We start from the raw sequence: 16723 nt of genomic DNA, 5'->3' as shown, positions 1-16723 counted from the left end.
TTGCTGGACAATAAATACCACCGCCAGTCACGAAAATAGAGAAACCTTCGGAAATACCATTGGCACGTTCCGGAAAAAGGGTTAAGGTGGCGTCACTGTGTTGCTTGTGTCACTGAGAATCTCTACACGATATGTTGAATTTCGATCCAACCATCTCCAAGAATTTTTCCTGCTCTTTGCACTCAGTCTCGGCCAGGGCTTTTCCTGAGTCGCAGTTAACTTTGTTCAAGGAGTTACACCATGTCTAATCGCCAAACTGGTACCGTTAAGTGGTTCAACGATGAAAAAGGCTTCGGCTTCATCACTCCACAATCCGGTGACGACCTGTTCGTTCACTTCAAAGCTATCCAATCCGACGGCTTCAAAAGCCTGAAAGAAGGCCAACAGGTTTCTTTCATCGCTACCCGCGGTCAGAAAGGCATGCAAGCTGAAGAAGTTCAAGTTATCTAACTTGTACTGACTTAGTCGAAAAGACCCCGCCCTCAAAAGCGGGGTTTTTTTATGCCTGCAATTTGGTATTCACGCTCACCTAATGCCAGGCACAAAAAATGTGGGAGGGGGCTTGCCCCCGATAGCGATGCGGCAGTCGATATTGCATTGACTGACCCACCGCTATCGGGGGCAAGCCCCCTCCCACATTCAAGCATTCAAGCATTCAAGCTGCAGCGCTTATTGGAACAACGACTCACTCGACAAGCCGTTCTTCTCAAGGATCTCGCGCAAGCGCTTGAGCCCCTCTACCTGGATCTGCCGAACCCGCTCACGGGTCAGACCGATCTCCAGGCCTACGTCCTCCAGGGTGCTGCTCTCATGGCCGCGCAGGCCGAAGCGGCGAATCACCACTTCACGCTGCTTGTCGGTGAGCTCCGACAGCCATTGGTCGATGCTTTGGGACAGATCATCATCCTGCAACAGCTCGCACGGATCTGTTGGGCGATCATCCGTCAGGGTGTCCAGCAAGGTTTTATCCGAATCCGGACCCAGCGAGACATCGACCGAAGACACACGCTCATTCAGGCCGAGCATGCGCTTGACCTCCCCTACCGGTTTTTCCAGCAGGTTGGCGATTTCTTCGGGCGAAGGTTCATGATCGAGTTTTTGTGTCAGCTCGCGCGCTGCCCGCAGGTATACGTTGAGCTCCTTGACCACATGGATCGGCAACCGGATCGTGCGGGTCTGATTCATGATCGCCCGTTCGATGGTCTGGCGAATCCACCAGGTGGCATAGGTCGAGAAACGAAAGCCCCGCTCAGGGTCGAACTTTTCCACCGCCCGGATCAAGCCCAGGTTGCCCTCCTCGATCAGGTCCAGCAGCGACAATCCGCGATTGACGTAGCGCCGGGCGATCTTGACCACCAGGCGCAGGTTGCTTTCAATCATGCGTTTGCGCCCAGCCGGATCACCCTTTTGCGACAGACGCGCAAAATGGACTTCTTCTTCAGGGGTGAGCAGAGGGGAAAAGCCGATTTCATTGAGGTACAGCTGGGTCGCGTCGAGCGCCCGTGTGTAATCAATGTACTTGTGCTGCTTTAACGCGGAGGAGTTTTTGGATTTGGTGCGAACTGAAGGTGGTGACGCCCCCTCATTATCTGACATCGTTTCCGTAGCGATACCGGCCTCCATAAGGAGAACCTCATCGTCGATGTCAAACTCCGGCGCTTCTTTACTGAGAGCCATTGTTATAGTCCTTTGGTGAGTTCGACCTCAAGCTCAAGCGACGCCTTTATCCTTGGCAACGCTGGAGCCTGTTCCTTCTACGTGAGGGAACAGGCTGGCAACACATCAACGGCGGGGTAGGAATTGCAGTGGATCTACAGGCTTCCCTTGGCGGCGAATCTCAAAGTGCAGTTTCACCCGGTCTGTACCCGTTGAACCCATCTCGGCAATTGTCTGTCCGACCTTGACCTGCTGCCCCTCCCGAACCAACAACCTGCGGTTATGACCGTAGGCACTGACGTAGGTGTCGCTGTGTTTGATGATGACCAGCTCGCCGTAGCCCCGTAGACCACTCCCGGCGTACACCACTGTCCCATCAGACGCAGCCAAAACAGGCTGTCCCAAATCCCCGGCGATATCAATGCCTTTATTCAAACTGCCGTTTGAAGAGAATTTTCCAATCAATACGCCATTGGAGGGCCATCCCCAACCGGTCGGCGCGGGCCCTGCAGGTGGCAACGGCGCGGGTGCCGGCTTGCCCGCAACCGCAGGCGCAACGGTGCCTGCAGGCCGAGTAATGACGGTAGTTTTGCTCGACGAGGAAGGCGAAGATCCTGACTTTGTCACAACTGCCGTAGACGCCGAACCGGTGCGGCCATCGAAGCGAATTGTCTGCCCCGGATGTATCGTATAAGGCACAGGAATGTTGTTACGGGCTGCGAGCGCCTTGTAATCCCAACCATAACGGAAGGCAATCGAGAACAGCGTGTCGCCCTTGCGCACCACGTATTGGCCAGTGGTCACCGTGGGGTTCTGCGGCGCCGCATTCGTGCGGTCCACCACGCGCGCACCGCCGGATGGCGTGCTCGAGCAGGCTGCCAGTAAGGAACTCAAGACAAGGCCAAGCACCAGTCGCTGAAAGCTTGTTTTACTCATTCGCTGCGCAGGACCTGTGAGACTCACCCGCCGCTCCCTTTGTGGTGGCTGAACGTTAACGCCTGTATCAGGCTTGAAATATGACGCAAGTATAACGGGGCATTGGCTTTTTACCGGCACATGACTGAAACGAAAAATTCATCATGCTTAATAGCGGCTCCCAGCTGTTGAATCTATAGACCCCGCTGTAAGACACATCCGCGTCTATGGAATTCACTGCCTGGAAATAAATGATTAGGCCAGCGGGCCGTTGAGCAGCGGCACGAACCGCACCGCCCCCAGCACATGCCGGGAAAAGCCCTCGTCCTCTCGGATAATGAGCATCAATTGTTGCACTTCACCGGAGCCCACCGGGATGACCAACCGGCCGCCGGGCGCCAGTTGATCCAGCAACGCTTGCGGCACATCGGTGGCCACCGCAGTGACAATAATGCCGTTGTAAGGCGCCAGCGCCGGCCAGCCTTCCCAGCCATCACCCCAGCGAAACACCACGTTACGCAGGTTCAGCTCCACCAGTCGCTCCTTGGCGCGGTCCTGCAGCACCTTGATGCGCTCAACCGAGAACACCCGCTCGACCAGTTGCGACAACACGGCAGTCTGGTAGCCGGAGCCAGTGCCGATTTCCAGCACCTTGTCCAACGGCCCTGCGGCCAGCAACAGTTCGCTCATGCGGGCGACCATATAAGGCTGGGAGATGGTCTGGTTGTGCCCGATCGGCAACGCCGTATCTTCGTAGGCGCGGTGCGCCAGGGCTTCGTCGACAAACAGGTGCCGAGGCGTGCGCCGGATCACTTCCAGTACCTGCGCGTTGGACAAGCCTTCTTCGTACAGACGCTGGATCAAACGTTCACGCGTGCGCTGGGAGGTCATCCCGATGCCACGGCGCAGCAGGTCGTCTTGTTCACGAGCCATCAGCGCAGTCCCTCCAGCCAGCCATCAAGACCACTGAAGGCATCACTGAAGGTGCGATCGAATTGCAACGGAGTAATCGATACATAACCTTGCATCACCGCATGAAAGTCCGTGCCCTCGCCCCCATCCTCGGCGTCGCCGGCCGCTGCGATCCAGTAGCCTTCCTTGCCACGCGGGTCGACCACCTTCAACGGTGCCGCCGCACGGGCACGATGCCCCAGCCGCGTCAGCTGGATGCCGCGAATATGGTCGAGAGGCAAGTTGGGAATATTGACGTTGAGCACGGTTCGCGGCGGCAGGTCCAGGGAACCGTGCGCCTCTACCAGCTTGCGAGCGTAATACGCCGCCGTCGCCAAATTGTCCAGCTGCCGCGAGGCGAAGGAAAATGCGAACCCGATACCACCGAGAAAGCGCCCTTCAAGGGCTGCCGCTACGGTGCCGGAATACAGCACGTCATCGCCCAGGTTCGCGCCCAGGTTGATGCCCGACACCACCAGGTCCGGCGCGTGCTCCAGCAAGCTGTTGATCGCCAGGTGCACGCAGTCGGTGGGGGTGCCGTTCACGCTGATGAAGCCATTGGCCAGGATTTTGGGGTGCAACGGACGGTCGAGCGTCAGCGAACTGCTGGCGCCGCTCTTGTCCTGGTCGGGGGCCACCACCACGCACTCGGCGTAATCCGCCAGCGCAGCATGAAGCGCGGCGAGGCCGGGTGCGGTGGCACCGTCATCGTTTGATATCAGAATACGCATGGGTTGTCCGTCGGCCCCACCGGCACCAGATCAACAAGCTCGCGCACCAATACAGTGGCGAAGCATCCAGCCGGCAGGACGAATTCCAATTGCAGAATGTCAGGCCCGGGATAATGCCACGTCAACCCGCCAATGGGCAGTCGCAGAATGCGACGTTCTTGGCTCATACCCGCGTTTACCAGCCAATCACGCAAGTCGGCTTCTCCGGCGGCGACAGATTGTTCCAATTCGTATGTAAGACCTTTCGCCGGCGAGTCACCTTCACCCCACTGCGGGCCGGTGGGATGCAGGTCCAGGATCGCCAGGCGTGGGTCGTTGCATTCAGCCTCCCCCGCGGGGAAAAAACTGCGGCTGTCGGTGAAGGCCAGCAGGTCGCCGACCTGGGCGCGCTGCCAGGAACCGTCAGCGACACGCGCCGCCAACACTTTGTTGAACAGAAAGCTGCGGGCAGTGGACAGCAGCCGAGAACGCACATTGCGCTGTTCCGGCAAGGCCTTGCGAGCCGCCCAGTCACGGGCGTCGACGACGTTGCCGCCGTTATGGCCAAAGCGCTGGGTACCGAAATAGTTGGGAATACCGTGCTGGGCGATCAATTGCAGACGCGCATCGATGGCGGCGGTATCGCCGGCCAACTGGGTCAGGCGCAAAGTAAAGCCATTGGCCGCATGCGCACCGCGCTGCAGCTTGCGTTTGTGCCGGGCGGTTTTCAGGATCCTGAGGGTGTCGTTCTCGGCGGCACTCAAGTCCGGGTCGGCCTTGCCGGGCAATTGCACGCTGAACCACTGACGGGTCAATGCCTGGCGATCCTTGAGCCCGGCATAGCTGACGGTGCGCAAGGGCACGCCAGCCGCCTTGGCGATACGCCGCGCCGCTTCCTCGGTATTCAGGCCGCGCTTCTCCACCCACAACCACAGGTGCTCGCCTTCGCCGGTCAGCGGGATGTCGAGCACTTCGTCCACCTGGAAATCTTCGGCGGTGGCCTTCAGGACCGCGCTGCCCAATGCTTCGCCATAGGCACGCGGGCCGAGCAATTGAAGTTCATTCATGCGCGCAGCAACAAGGCGACGGAGTGCACGGCGATGCCCTCTTCCCGACCGGTAAACCCGAGCTTTTCGGTGGTGGTGGCTTTCACGTTCACTTGGTCCACTTCTATTTGCAGGTCGGCGGCAATCAGGGCACGCATCGATTCGATATGCGGGGCCATTTTGGGTGCCTGGGCCACGATGGTGTTATCGACGTTGCCGACCTTCCAGCCCTTGGCGTGGATCAAGCCGACGACATGGCGCAGCAGGACACGGCTGTCCGCGCCCTTGAAGGTAGGGTCGGTGTCTGGAAAGTGCTTGCCGATATCACCCAGCGCCGCTGCGCCGAGCAGCGCATCGCTCAACGCGTGCAACACAACGTCGCCGTCGGAATGAGCCAGCAGCCCATGGTGGTGCGCGATACGCACGCCGCCCAAAGTGATGAAATCGCCTTCAGCGAAACGGTGCACATCGTAGCCATGGCCAATACGCATAAAAAAACGCCCCGATTTAATTCAGGGCGTGATTCTACCTACTTTTGCCTCGGATTAACCGAGCAAAGCACGACCATGATGGCGCAAATGGTCGTCGATGAAGCTGGCGATAAAGAAGTAGCTGTGGTCGTAGCCAGGCTGCAGCCGCAGTTCCAGCGGATGGCCGGCCGCCTTGGCCGCTTGCTGCAGGGCCTCGGGCTTGAGCTGCACCGCAAGGAAATCGTCGCGATCGCCCTGGTCGACCAACAGCGGCAACTGTTCCGACGCTTCGCTGATCAGCACGCTGGCGTCCCATTCACGCCACTTCGAGCGCTCTTCGCCCAGGTAACGGGAGAAGGCTTTCTGGCCCCAGGGGCAATCCATCGGATTGTTGATCGGCGAAAACGCCGACACAGACTGGTAACGCCCCGGGTTGCGCAGCGCGCAGACCAGCGCACCATGGCCGCCCATCGAGTGGCCGCTGATGCCCCGCTTGTCCGAAGCGGGAAAATGCGCCTCTACCAACGCCGGCAATTCCTGCACCACGTAATCGTGCATCCGATAATGCCTGGCCCAGGGTTCCTGGGTAGCATTGAGGTAGAAACCAGCGCCCAGGCCGAAGTCCCAGGCGTTGTCCGGGTCATCTGGCACACCGGGGCCGCGCGGACTGGTATCCGGTGCCACGATGATCAAGCCCAGCTCGGCTGCCATACGGTGAGCACCGGCCTTTTGCATGAAGTTCTCGTCGGTGCAGGTCAAGCCGGACAACCAGTACAGCACTGGCAGCTTGCCGCCCTGCTCCGCTTGCGGCGGCAGGTAGACCGCGAAGGTCATGTCGCAATCGAGCACATCGGAGTGATGTTTATAGCGTTTGTGCCAGCCACCGAAGCTTTTCTGGCAGGACAGGTTTTCCAGACTCATGGCCGACCTCAGAAATGAATGACGGTACGAATGCTCTTGCCTTCATGCATCAGATCAAACGCTTTGTTGATGTCTTCCAGGCCCATGGTGTGGGTGATAAAGGTGTCCAGCGGGATCTCGCCGGTCTGGGCCATTTCCACGTAGCTTGGCAATTCGGTACGCCCGCGCACGCCGCCGAAGGCCGAACCGCGCCAGACGCGGCCGGTCACCAGTTGGAATGGACGAGTGGCGATTTCCTGGCCGGCACCGGCCACGCCAATGATCACCGACTCACCCCAACCTTTATGACAGCACTCCAGGGCCGCACGCATCAGTTGAACATTGCCGATGCACTCGAAGGAAAAGTCCACGCCGCCATCGGTCAGATCGACAATCACGTCCTGAATCGGGCGGTCATAGTCTTTCGGGTTGATGCAATCGGTAGCGCCCAGTTGCTTGGCGATTTCGAACTTGGCCGGGTTGATGTCGATGGCAATGATGCGACCCGCCTTGGCTTTCACCGCGCCAATGACCGCCGAGAGGCCGATACCGCCCAAACCGAAGATGGCCACGGTGTCGCCCGGCTTGACCTTGGCGGTGTTGATCACCGCGCCGATACCGGTGGTCACGCCACATCCCAGCAGGCAAACCTTTTCCAGCGGCGCTTCTTTGGGAATCTTGGCGACCGAAATTTCTGGCAACACGGTGTACTCGGAGAACGTCGAGGTACCCATGTAATGAAAAATCGGCTGGCCTTTGTAGGAAAAACGCGTAGTGCCGTCAGGCATCAAGCCCTTGCCCTGGGTGGAGCGGATGGCTTGGCACAGGTTGGTCTTGCCTGACCGGCAGAATTTGCACTGGCCGCATTCCGGGGTGTACAGCGGGATTACATGGTCGCCAACGGCAACCGAAGTCACGCCTTCACCAATGGCCTCAACCACCGCGCCGCCTTCATGACCAAGGATCGACGGGAAGATACCTTCCGGGTCTGCACCTGAAAGGGTGTAGGCGTCGGTATGGCAAACGCCGGACGCGACCACACGCAACAGCACTTCGCCGGCCTTGGGCATGGCGACATCGACTTCCACAATTTCGAGGGGCTTCTTGGCTTCGAAGGCTACGGCGGCGCGGGACTTGATCATCCGGGTTTCTCCATGGAGTAAAAGTTGATTGAATCAGTGTAAAACATGGCTCACTGATTAATAATCCAGACGAAAGCAAAACATTATTGCTGTACAGGGACAATAGCCATGCTGGAGAACCGCTGGGAAGGCATCGATGAGTTTGTCGCCGTGGCCGAATGCAGCCAATTCACCGCGGCGGCCGAGCGCCTGGGGGTATCGTCGTCCCATATCAGCCGCCAGGTGGCGCGCCTGGAAGAGCGGCTGCAAACGCGTCTGCTCTACCGCAGTACGCGCAAGGTCACACTAACCGAAGCGGGCCAGACCTTCCTGCAACATTGCCAACGTTTGCAGGACGGTCGCGAAGAAGCCTTGCGTGCGGTGGGCGACCTGACCAGCGAACCCAAGGGCATGCTGCGCATGACCTGCGCCGTGGCGTATGGCGAACGCTTTATCGTGCCGCTTGTGACCCAGTTCATGGCGCTTTATCCGCAGTTGCGCGTCGATATCGAGCTGAGTAACCGCCAGCTGGACCTGGTGCACGAAGGGCTCGACCTGGCGATTCGCCTCGGTCGCCTGCAAGACTCGCGCATGGTTGCCAGCCGCCTGGCTGCGCGACGCATGTATTTGTGCGCGTCACCTTCCTACCTCGCTCGGTACGGCCGGCCACACAGTTTGTCGGAATTGACTCGGCACAACTGCCTGGTCGGCAGTTCGGATATCTGGCAACTGGCCCAGGACGGACGCGAATTTTCCCAGCGGGTGCAGGGTAACTGGCGCTGCAACAGTGGGCAGGCGGTACTGGATGCCGCGCTGCAGGGCATGGGGCTGTGCCAGTTGCCGGACTATTACGTGCTGGAGCATCTGTACAGTGGCGCGCTGGTGTCGCTGCTGGAGGCGCATCAGCCACCGAATACAGCGGTGTGGGCGCTGTATCCGCAGCAACGGCATTTATCGCCGAAGGTCAGGAAGTTGGTGGATTTCTTGAAGGAAGGGTTGGCTGGGAGGCCGGAATATAGCGGGTGATTATTTGTTGCCTGGTCAGGCCGCATCGGGGGCAAGCCCCCTCCCACATTTTGTCTGTGAACCCAATCAACTGTGAGAGCTGGCTTGCCTGCGATGAAGTCGACGCGGTGCGACCGACTACCTGCGGTTGGCCCAGCGCAGCCGTAGCCACTCAAGATCTTCCGGCCGGGTCACCTTGAGGTTGTCCGAACGCCCCTCGATCAACCGCGGCGCCTGACCGGACCATTCCATGGCGGAGGCTTCATCGGTGATCACCGCGTCGGCCACCAGGCTGTCAGCCAACGCGCGGTGCAAGGCGCCCAGGCGGAACATCTGCGGCGTGTAGGCTTGCCAGATCAGGCGACGGTCAACGGTTTCGACCACACGGCCGTGCTTGTCGACGCGCTTGAGGGTGTCACGGGCCGGCACCGCCAGCAGGCCACCTACCGGATCGTCAGCCAGCTCAGCCAATAGCTTGTCGAGATCATCTCGGCTCAGATTGGGCCGCGCGGCATCGTGCACCAGCACCCAGTCATCATCACTGGCGCCCAGGGCATTGAGTTGCAGCAACGCATTGAGCACGGAACCTGAACGCTCCGAGCCGCCGTCCGCACGGTGAATACGCGGGTCAGCGGCACACGCCAGGCCGGACCAGTAAGGATCATCAACTGCAAGACTGACCACCAGCCCTTTCAGCGCAGGATGGTCAAGGAAACAGCCAAGGCTGTGTTCAAGAATGGTGCGCCCGCCCAGTTGCAGATACTGCTTGGGACGGTCGGCGGCCATACGGGCACCCACACCCGCGGCCGGAATCACGGCCCAGAAGGCCGGCAAATCGGTGTTCATTGGGCCAACTGGTAGAGGGTTTCGCCCTCCTTGACCATGCCCAGCTCATGACGAGCCCGCTCTTCGACGGTCTCCGTACCTTTTTTCAGCTCAAGCACTTCGGCGTCAAGCACGCGGTTGCGCTCCAGCAGGCGTTCGTTTTCAGCGTGCTGGTCGGCAATTTGCTGGGTCAGCTCTTCCACCTGCGCAAAGCTGCCGTTACCGACCCATAGGCGGTACTGCAGGCCAGCCAGCAACAAGAGCAAGACGAGAAACAACCAATTGGGACTGCGCATTGAAATCCGGGTATCCGTTGAAAAAAGACAGTCATGCAAACCTTTTGCAGCAACTGATAGCACGAAGCCTGGATAAACCAGGCTTGTGCTTGTCAGTCAGCAGATTAGCGCCGAAATTCCCACTGTCGTGAAATTTGCGACGCAATCAGCCAACTTTGTACCATTTACTGCTCAGCCGCGAAACTCGCTGCGACCGTTGTACTTGGCTTTACCCGCCAATTGTTCTTCGATGCGCAGCAATTGGTTGTACTTGGACACGCGGTCGGAACGGCACAGGGAACCGGTCTTGATCTGGCCTGCCGAGGTGCCCACGGCCAGGTCGGCAATGGTCGAATCTTCGGTTTCGCCGGAACGGTGCGAGATCACGGCAGTGTAGCCCGCAGCCTTGGCCATCTGGATGGCTTCCAGGGTTTCGGTCAGGGTGCCGATCTGGTTGAACTTGATCAGGATCGAGTTGGCGATCTTCTTGTCGATGCCTTCTTTCAGGATCTTGGTGTTGGTCACGAACAGGTCGTCGCCCACCAACTGGATTTTTTCGCCGATCTTGTCGGTGAGGATTTTCCAGCCGTCCCAGTCGGACTCATCCAGGCCGTCTTCGATCGAAATGATCGGGTAGCGCTGGGTCAGGCCCTTCAGGTATTCAGCAAAACCTTCGGAATTGAACACCTGGCCCTCGCCGGACAGGTTGTACTTGCCGTCTTCATAGAATTCGCTGGCCGCGCAGTCCAGGGCCAGGGTCACGTCGGTGCCCAGCTTGTAGCCAGCGTTGGCCACGGCTTCGGAGATCACTTTGAGTGCATCTTCGTTGGACGCCAGGTTCGGCGCGAAACCACCTTCGTCACCGACCGCAGTGCTCAGGCCACGGGCCTTCAGCACAGCCTTGAGGTGATGGAAAATCTCGGTGCCCATGCGCAGGCCTTCGGAGAAGGTCTTGGCGCCAACCGGCTGCACCATGAACTCCTGGATGTCGACGTTGTTATCGGCGTGCTCGCCACCGTTGATGATGTTCATCATCGGCACCGGCATCGAGTAAACACCCGGCGTGCCGTTCAGGTTGGCGATGTGTGCGTACAGCGGCAGGTCCTGGTCCTGGGCGGCGGCCTTGGCGGCGGCCAGGGACACGGCGAGGATGGCGTTGGCGCCCAGGCTGCCTTTGTTTTCGGTGCCGTCGAGCTTGATCATCGCGTGGTCCAGGGCTTTCTGGTCCAGCGGGTCCTTGCCCAGCAGCAGGTCACGGATCGGGCCGTTGATGTTGGCTACGGCCTTGAGTACACCCTTGCCCAGGTAACGGCTCTTGTCGCCATCACGCAGTTCCAGCGCTTCGCGCGAACCGGTGGAAGCACCGGACGGCGCGCAGGCGCTGCCGATGATGCCGTTATCGAGAAGCACGTCGGCTTCGACGGTGGGGTTGCCACGGGAGTCGAGAACTTCACGACCTTTGATGTCGACGATTTTTGCCATTGTTGTGAACACTCCAAAGTTGACGAAAACGACGCAGCTGAAGGAAATCTTTTGACCGACCGCAAGGGTGGAACAACAGGGCAGGCTTGCAGACGGCAAGGCTCAGGCCTGGGGCCTGAGCATAAAGCGTGGGAAATTCTACCGGAGAAACGACGCTTACGCGGTCTCTACCGTCGGAAAACTCTTGACCAGTTCGTCCAACTGCTTGAGCTGGGCCAGGAACGGCTCCAGCTTGTCCAGGCGCAGGGCGCAAGGGCCGTCGCACTTGGCATTGTCCGGGTCCGGGTGGGCTTCCAGGAACAGACCGGCCAGGGACTGGCTGATGCCCGCCTTGGCCAGGTCGGTAACCTGGGCACGACGCCCACCGGCGGAGTCCGAGCGACCACCGGGCATTTGCAGCGCGTGGGTCACGTCGAAGAACACCGGGTATTCGAACTGTTTCATGATGCCGAAACCGAGCATGTCCACCACGAGGTTGTTATAGCCGAAGCTCGAACCACGCTCGCACAGGATCAACTGGTCGTTACCCGCTTCCACGCATTTGTTCAGGATATGTTTCATTTCCTGGGGCGCGAGGAACTGGGCTTTCTTGATATTGATCACCGCGCCGGTCTTGGCCATGGCGACCACGAGGTCGGTCTGGCGCGACAGGAAGGCCGGCAACTGGATGATGTCGCACACCTCGGCGACCACGGCAGCCTGCTCGGGCTCGTGGACGTCGGTGATGATCGGCACGCCGAAGGCTTGCTTGATGTCCTGGAAGATCCGCATGCCTTCTTCAAGGCCCGGGCCGCGATAGGAGGTCACGGACGAACGGTTGGCCTTGTCGAAGCTGGCCTTGAATACATAGGGAATACCCAGCTTCTGGGTAACCCGCACGTACTCTTCACAGACCTGCATCGCCATGTCGCGGCTTTCCAGCACGTTCATGCCGCCGAACAGCACCATGGGCTTGTCGTTGGCAATTTCGATGTCGCCTACGCGAATGATCTTCTGGGCCATCAGGGTTATGCCTTCTTCTGATGTTGCGTCAGTGCAGCTTTGACGAAACCGCTGAACAACGGGTGACCGTCGCGCGGCGTCGAGGTGAACTCGGGGTGGAACTGGCAGGCCACGAACCATGGATGATCCGGTGCCTCGACCACTTCAACCAGCTTGCCATCACCGGAGCGACCGGAAATCTTCAGGCCTGCTTCCTTGATCTGCGGCAGCAGGTTGTTGTTCACTTCGTAGCGATGACGGTGACGCTCGACGATCACGTCCTTGCCGTAGCAGTCGTGTACCAGGGAACCGGCTTCCAGCAGGCAATCCTGTGCGCCAAGACGCATGGTGCCGCCCAGGTCGGACGTTTCAGTGCGGGTTTCAACGGCGCCGGTGGCGTCTTCCCACTCGGTGATCAAGCCTACGACCGGGTGGCCGCTGGTGTGATCGAACTCGGTGGAGTTGGCGTCTTTCCAGCCCAGCACGTTACGGGCGAACTCGATGACGGCCACTTGCATGCCCAGGCAGATACCCAGGTACGGCACCTTGTTCTCGCGAGCGTATTGCACCGCAGTGATCTTGCCTTCCACGCCACGCAGGCCGAAACCGCCAGGAACGAGGATTGCGTCCACGCCTTCAAGCAGCGCGGTGCCCTGGTTCTCGATGTCTTCGGAGTCGATGTAGCGCAGGTTGACCTTGGTACGGTTGCTAATACCTGCGTGGCTCATCGCTTCGATCAGCGACTTGTACGCGTCCAGCAGTTCCATGTACTTGCCGACCATGGCGATGGTGACTTCGTGCTCAGGGTTGAGCTTGGCGTCGACCACGGCTTCCCACTCGGACAGGTCCGCGCCATTGCACTGCAGGCCGAAACGCTCGACGACAAAATCATCCAGGCCCTGGGAGTGCAGGATGCCCGGGATCTTGTAGATGGTGTCGGCGTCTTCCAGGGCGATCACCGCACGTTCTTCAACGTTGGTGAACTGCGCGATCTTGCGACGCGAGGAAATATCGATCGGGTGATCGGAGCGGCAGACCAGCACGTCCGGCTGCAGGCCAATGGAACGCAGTTCCTTGACCGAGTGCTGGGTTGGCTTGGTCTTGGTTTCGCCGGCAGTGGCGATGTACGGCACCAGGGTGAGGTGCATCAGCATCGCGCGCTTGGCACCGACTTCGAAACGCAACTGACGGATGGCTTCGAGGAACGGTTGGGATTCGATGTCACCCACGGTGCCACCGATCTCGACCATCGCCACGTCGGCATCGCCTGCACCCTTGATGATGCGGCGCTTGATTTCGTCAGTGATGTGCGGGATCACCTGGATGGTTGCACCCAGGTAGTCACCACGGCGCTCCTTGCGCAGCACGTGCTCGTAGACACGGCCGGTGGTGAAGTTGTTGTTCTGGGTCATAGTCGTGCGGATGAACCGCTCGTAGTGGCCCAGGTCCAGGTCGGTCTCGGCGCCGTCATGGGTGACGAACACTTCACCGTGCTGGAACGGGCTCATGGTGCCCGGGTCGACGTTGATGTACGGGTCCAGCTTGAGCATGGTGACTTTAAGCCCCCGCGCCTCCAGGATGGCCGCCAATGAAGCGGAGGCAATGCCTTTCCCCAATGAAGAAACAACACCGCCCGTGACGAATATGTAGCGCGTCATGAAAAACCCTAGAAGTCTGCGTTAAAGCGGTACGAGCCGCCGGGGAAAGCGAAGAGAGGCCGAAGCCCCCGATCACCTGCATTAATCACAGTGCACCTTTCAAAAAAACCGCCGCGTTGTGACAGACCAGCAGTGGAACACCGGTACGTTGATCGCTACACATTTTTTGGAATCGCCCAGCAAAGACTGCTTGGTAATCGGCAACTGCTGCGATTCAGGCGAATCCACAGAAGTTGTATCAAGAAGGGAGCGTAGTCTACCGGAAAGGCTCTATCAGCTCAAACCTTGATCGCAGGTCTGTGGCATCCAATGTAATTGCCAGTCATCCGGTGAGCTGGCCCATAACCCCGCAAGGGTTGGGACAGCCAGCAATTGTTCTCCCCGATAGAGCAGCGGCAATCTGCCACGCACAAACCCCGGCAGCCCCCGCTCATTCAACAGCCGCTTCAGGTCACGTCGGCCGCGACCTGGCACTTCGACGATTTCACCGCCCTGGCGGTAGCGGACTTGCAGCGGACCTTCGGGCGCCTGGCCAATGAATTTCAACTGACCATTGCCCGGTAACTCCAGTGGTTTTTGCGGGTCTGGCCAGTTCACCGACGCATCGGAAAATTCCGACCACAGGGAGGGCAGCCACCAGATACGTTCGCCGCTACGGTGCAACTCGCCGTCGGCCAGACGCCACAGGGGGTGTGCATCGCCTTTGGCATCGCGCAGGGAATACCAGCCGGCCCAGTGGTTGCTGTCGGGTAGGCGGGTCAGTGGTGCCAGCCAATGGCGCAGCGCATTGCGCTGGCGCGCCTCGGAAAGTTCGCGCAACGGTGCAAGGGCCAGGGAGTGCAGGGGCAACCAGGGAAACCGCGAGGGTTGATCGGCACATTGCAGGTCCATGGCCGCCAGCTCATCGAGCAAGCCCTGGGCTTCGCCCAGGTGCTCAGCCGTACGGGCCAGGCTGGACACCACTTGAGGCCAGCGCTGCGCCAAAACGGGGAAGACACGGTGCCGCAAGTAATTGCGGGAGAAACGTGGATCAGCATTTGAAGGATCTTCAATCCACTTTAGATGATGTTCCCGGGCATAGGCTTCCAGCTCGACACGGGTGACATCCAGCAGCGGCCGCACCAGATGCCCCTGCGCCAAAGCGCGATGCTCGGGCATCGCCGCAAGCCCACGCACCCCGGCGCCGCGCAACAGGCGGAACAACAGGGTTTCGGCCTGATCGTCGCGATGTTGACCGGTGAGCAGCACCTCCCCTGCCCCGGTCGCCTCGGCAAAGGCCTGATAACGAGCAGCACGCGCGGCCTGTTCTACGCTGGCGCCGGGCTGCACCTGCACGCGCATCACCCGCAAGGGCACGTTTAAGCCGTCACACACACGCTGACAATGACCGGGCCAGGTGTCAGCGGCAGTTTGCAGGCCATGGTGAACATGTACAGCGCGCAGAGGTGGAGTGTTTGCCAGAGCGGCCAAGAGATGCAGCAGGACGGTGGAATCGAGCCCACCCGAAAAAGCGACGTGCCATGCCGGGGCGTTGCGCCAGGCGGCCAGACTGTTCAGGACCTTGGCGGATAAAAGTGGCTTCATCAGATAGTACCGCCGCAACCCTGGAATACGTTGACCAGCATACACAAAGCAAAAGTGGGAGGGGGCTTGCTCCCGATAGCGGTGGACCAGTCACGAAATTTTGTGACTGACACTCGGCAATCGGGGGCAAGCCCCCTCCCACATGGGTACTTCAGCGACGTTAGAGGCCGTAGCTCATCAAGCGCTCATAACGACGGGCCAGCAGTGCTTCGTTATCCAGCTTCTTGAGCATCGCCAGTTGCGAGCCCAGCTCGGCGCGGATAGTCGCGGCCGCAGCAGCCGGGTCGCGGTGAGCGCCGCCCAGTGGCTCGGCGATGACTTTGTCAACGATACCCAGGCCTTTGAGGCGATCAGCGGTGATGCCCATGGCTTCAGCAGCGTCCGGCGCTTTCTCAGCGGTTTTCCACAGGATCGAAGCGCAACCTTCCGGCGAGATGACAGCGTAGGTCGAGTATTGCAGCATGTTCAACTGGTCGCAGACGCCAATGGCCAGTGCGCCGCCGGAACCACCTTCACCGATCACGGTGGCAATGATTGGGGTCTTGAGGCGTGCCATGACGCGCAGGTTCCAGGCAATCGCTTCGCTCTGGTTGCGCTCTTCGGCATCGATACCCGGGTAGGCACCTGGGGTGTCGATGAAGGTCAGGATTGGCATCTTGAAGCGTTCGGCCATTTCCATCAGGCGGCACGCCTTGCGGTAGCCTTCCGGGCGCGGCATACCGAAGTTGCGACGCACTTTTTCGCGCACTTCACGGCCTTTTTGATGGCCGATCACCATCACCGGCTGGTCGTCCAACCGAGCGATACCGCCCACGATGGCCGCGTCGTCGGAGAAGTGGCGGTCGCCATGCAACTCGTCGAACTCAGTGAAGATGTGCTGAATATAGTCCAGTGTGTACGGACGGCGCGGGTGGCGAGCCAGGCGCGCGATCTGCCAGCTGGTCAGCTTGCCGAAGATGTCTTCGGTGAGCGTGCTGCTCTTGTCTTGCAGGCGAGCGATTTCATCGCCGATATTCAGCGAATTGTCATTGCCGACCAGGCGCAGCTCTTCGATCTTGGCTTGCAGGTCAGCGATCGGCTGTTCGAAATCAAGAAAATTCGGGTTCATAAGCGTCCGTCTTGGGTCGACGGCCAAGGGGTGCCT

17 protein-coding genes are annotated in these 16723 nt (G+C 59.6%); 2 read left to right on the top strand and 15 right to left on the bottom strand.

The window, feature by feature from the left end; genetic code table 11:
* The first annotated feature begins 240 nt into the window (after positions 1–240).
* Positions 241–450: a cold-shock protein gene (locus C4J94_RS06825; protein WP_002554837.1), complete on the top strand. Its 210-nt coding sequence runs from the start codon at positions 241–243 to the stop codon at positions 448–450.
* A gap of 219 nt (positions 451–669) precedes the next feature.
* Here the strand turns inward: C4J94_RS06825 and rpoS are convergent, their stop codons facing one another.
* From rpoS to C4J94_RS06785, 8 genes are all read right to left on the bottom strand, one after another.
* Complete coding sequence (gene rpoS / locus C4J94_RS06820; RefSeq protein WP_065951955.1) at positions 670–1677, bottom strand: RNA polymerase sigma factor RpoS; 1008 nt, start codon at positions 1675–1677, stop codon at positions 670–672.
* Positions 1678–1782: 105 nt separating this feature from the next.
* The gene (locus C4J94_RS06815; RefSeq protein WP_124385468.1) at positions 1783–2619 is read right to left on the bottom strand and encodes a peptidoglycan DD-metalloendopeptidase family protein; all 837 of its coding nucleotides are present in this window, start codon (positions 2617–2619) and stop codon (positions 1783–1785) included.
* Between the two features lie 207 nt (positions 2620–2826).
* Positions 2827–3462 (bottom strand): protein-L-isoaspartate(D-aspartate) O-methyltransferase, encoded by a 636-nt coding sequence (locus C4J94_RS06810; protein WP_169850588.1) that lies wholly within the window; start codon positions 3460–3462, stop codon positions 2827–2829.
* 41 nt (positions 3463–3503) lie between these two features.
* Positions 3504–4253, bottom strand: a complete 750-nt coding sequence (gene surE, locus C4J94_RS06805) for a 5'/3'-nucleotidase SurE (protein ID WP_124385467.1) — start codon at positions 4251–4253, stop codon at positions 3504–3506.
* On the bottom strand, positions 4241–5299 hold the full coding sequence (gene truD / locus C4J94_RS06800) for a tRNA pseudouridine(13) synthase TruD (RefSeq protein ID WP_124385466.1): 1059 nt from the start codon (positions 5297–5299) through the stop codon (positions 4241–4243). Before truD ends, surE begins: the two co-directional genes overlap by 13 nt.
* Complete coding sequence (ispF, locus tag C4J94_RS06795; RefSeq protein WP_124385465.1) at positions 5296–5769, bottom strand: 2-C-methyl-D-erythritol 2,4-cyclodiphosphate synthase; 474 nt, start codon at positions 5767–5769, stop codon at positions 5296–5298. The genes truD and ispF overlap by 4 nt, the downstream gene beginning before the upstream one ends.
* A gap of 54 nt (positions 5770–5823) precedes the next feature.
* Positions 5824–6669 carry an S-formylglutathione hydrolase gene (gene fghA, locus C4J94_RS06790; protein WP_124385464.1) on the bottom strand — a complete coding sequence of 282 codons (846 nt, stop codon included), beginning with the start codon at positions 6667–6669 and terminating at the stop codon, positions 5824–5826.
* Positions 6670–6677: 8 nt separating this feature from the next.
* A complete protein-coding gene (locus C4J94_RS06785) occupies positions 6678–7790 on the bottom strand; it encodes an S-(hydroxymethyl)glutathione dehydrogenase/class III alcohol dehydrogenase (protein ID WP_124385463.1) in 1113 nt (370 codons plus the stop codon).
* 108 nt (positions 7791–7898) lie between these two features.
* Here C4J94_RS06785 and C4J94_RS06780 point away from each other — a divergent pair, with 108 nt between their 5' ends.
* Entirely contained in the window at positions 7899–8795 is an 897-nt protein-coding gene (locus tag C4J94_RS06780; protein WP_124385462.1) for a LysR substrate-binding domain-containing protein, read from the top strand.
* 117 nt (positions 8796–8912) lie between these two features.
* Here the strand turns inward: C4J94_RS06780 and ispD are convergent, their stop codons facing one another.
* From ispD to C4J94_RS06745, 7 genes are all read right to left on the bottom strand, one after another.
* Positions 8913–9620, bottom strand: coding sequence for a 2-C-methyl-D-erythritol 4-phosphate cytidylyltransferase (ispD, locus tag C4J94_RS06775; RefSeq protein WP_124385461.1), 708 nt, complete (start codon positions 9618–9620; stop codon positions 8913–8915).
* Positions 9617–9895 (bottom strand): cell division protein FtsB, encoded by a 279-nt coding sequence (ftsB, locus tag C4J94_RS06770; RefSeq protein ID WP_057723188.1) that lies wholly within the window; start codon positions 9893–9895, stop codon positions 9617–9619. Before ftsB ends, ispD begins: the two co-directional genes overlap by 4 nt.
* A gap of 171 nt (positions 9896–10066) precedes the next feature.
* A complete protein-coding gene (eno, locus tag C4J94_RS06765) occupies positions 10067–11356 on the bottom strand; it encodes a phosphopyruvate hydratase (protein ID WP_104501953.1) in 1290 nt (429 codons plus the stop codon).
* 156 nt (positions 11357–11512) lie between these two features.
* Positions 11513–12358 (bottom strand): 3-deoxy-8-phosphooctulonate synthase, encoded by an 846-nt coding sequence (gene kdsA, locus C4J94_RS06760; protein WP_124385460.1) that lies wholly within the window; start codon positions 12356–12358, stop codon positions 11513–11515.
* A 5-nt stretch (positions 12359–12363) separates the two neighbouring features.
* Positions 12364–13995 carry a CTP synthase gene (locus C4J94_RS06755; protein ID WP_034118464.1) on the bottom strand — a complete coding sequence of 544 codons (1632 nt, stop codon included), beginning with the start codon at positions 13993–13995 and terminating at the stop codon, positions 12364–12366.
* 273 nt (positions 13996–14268) lie between these two features.
* Positions 14269–15579, bottom strand: coding sequence for a tRNA lysidine(34) synthetase TilS (gene tilS, locus C4J94_RS06750; protein ID WP_124385459.1), 1311 nt, complete (start codon positions 15577–15579; stop codon positions 14269–14271).
* 160 nt (positions 15580–15739) lie between these two features.
* Entirely contained in the window at positions 15740–16687 is a 948-nt protein-coding gene (locus C4J94_RS06745; RefSeq protein WP_016976871.1) for an acetyl-CoA carboxylase carboxyltransferase subunit alpha, read from the bottom strand.
* Between the last annotated feature and the right edge of the window lie 36 nt (positions 16688–16723).

This window comes from Pseudomonas sp. R5-89-07 (genome assembly GCF_003851685.1).
Lineage (GTDB): Bacteria > Pseudomonadota > Gammaproteobacteria > Pseudomonadales > Pseudomonadaceae > Aquipseudomonas.
This window is presented reverse-complemented; position numbering and strand designations above follow the sequence as displayed.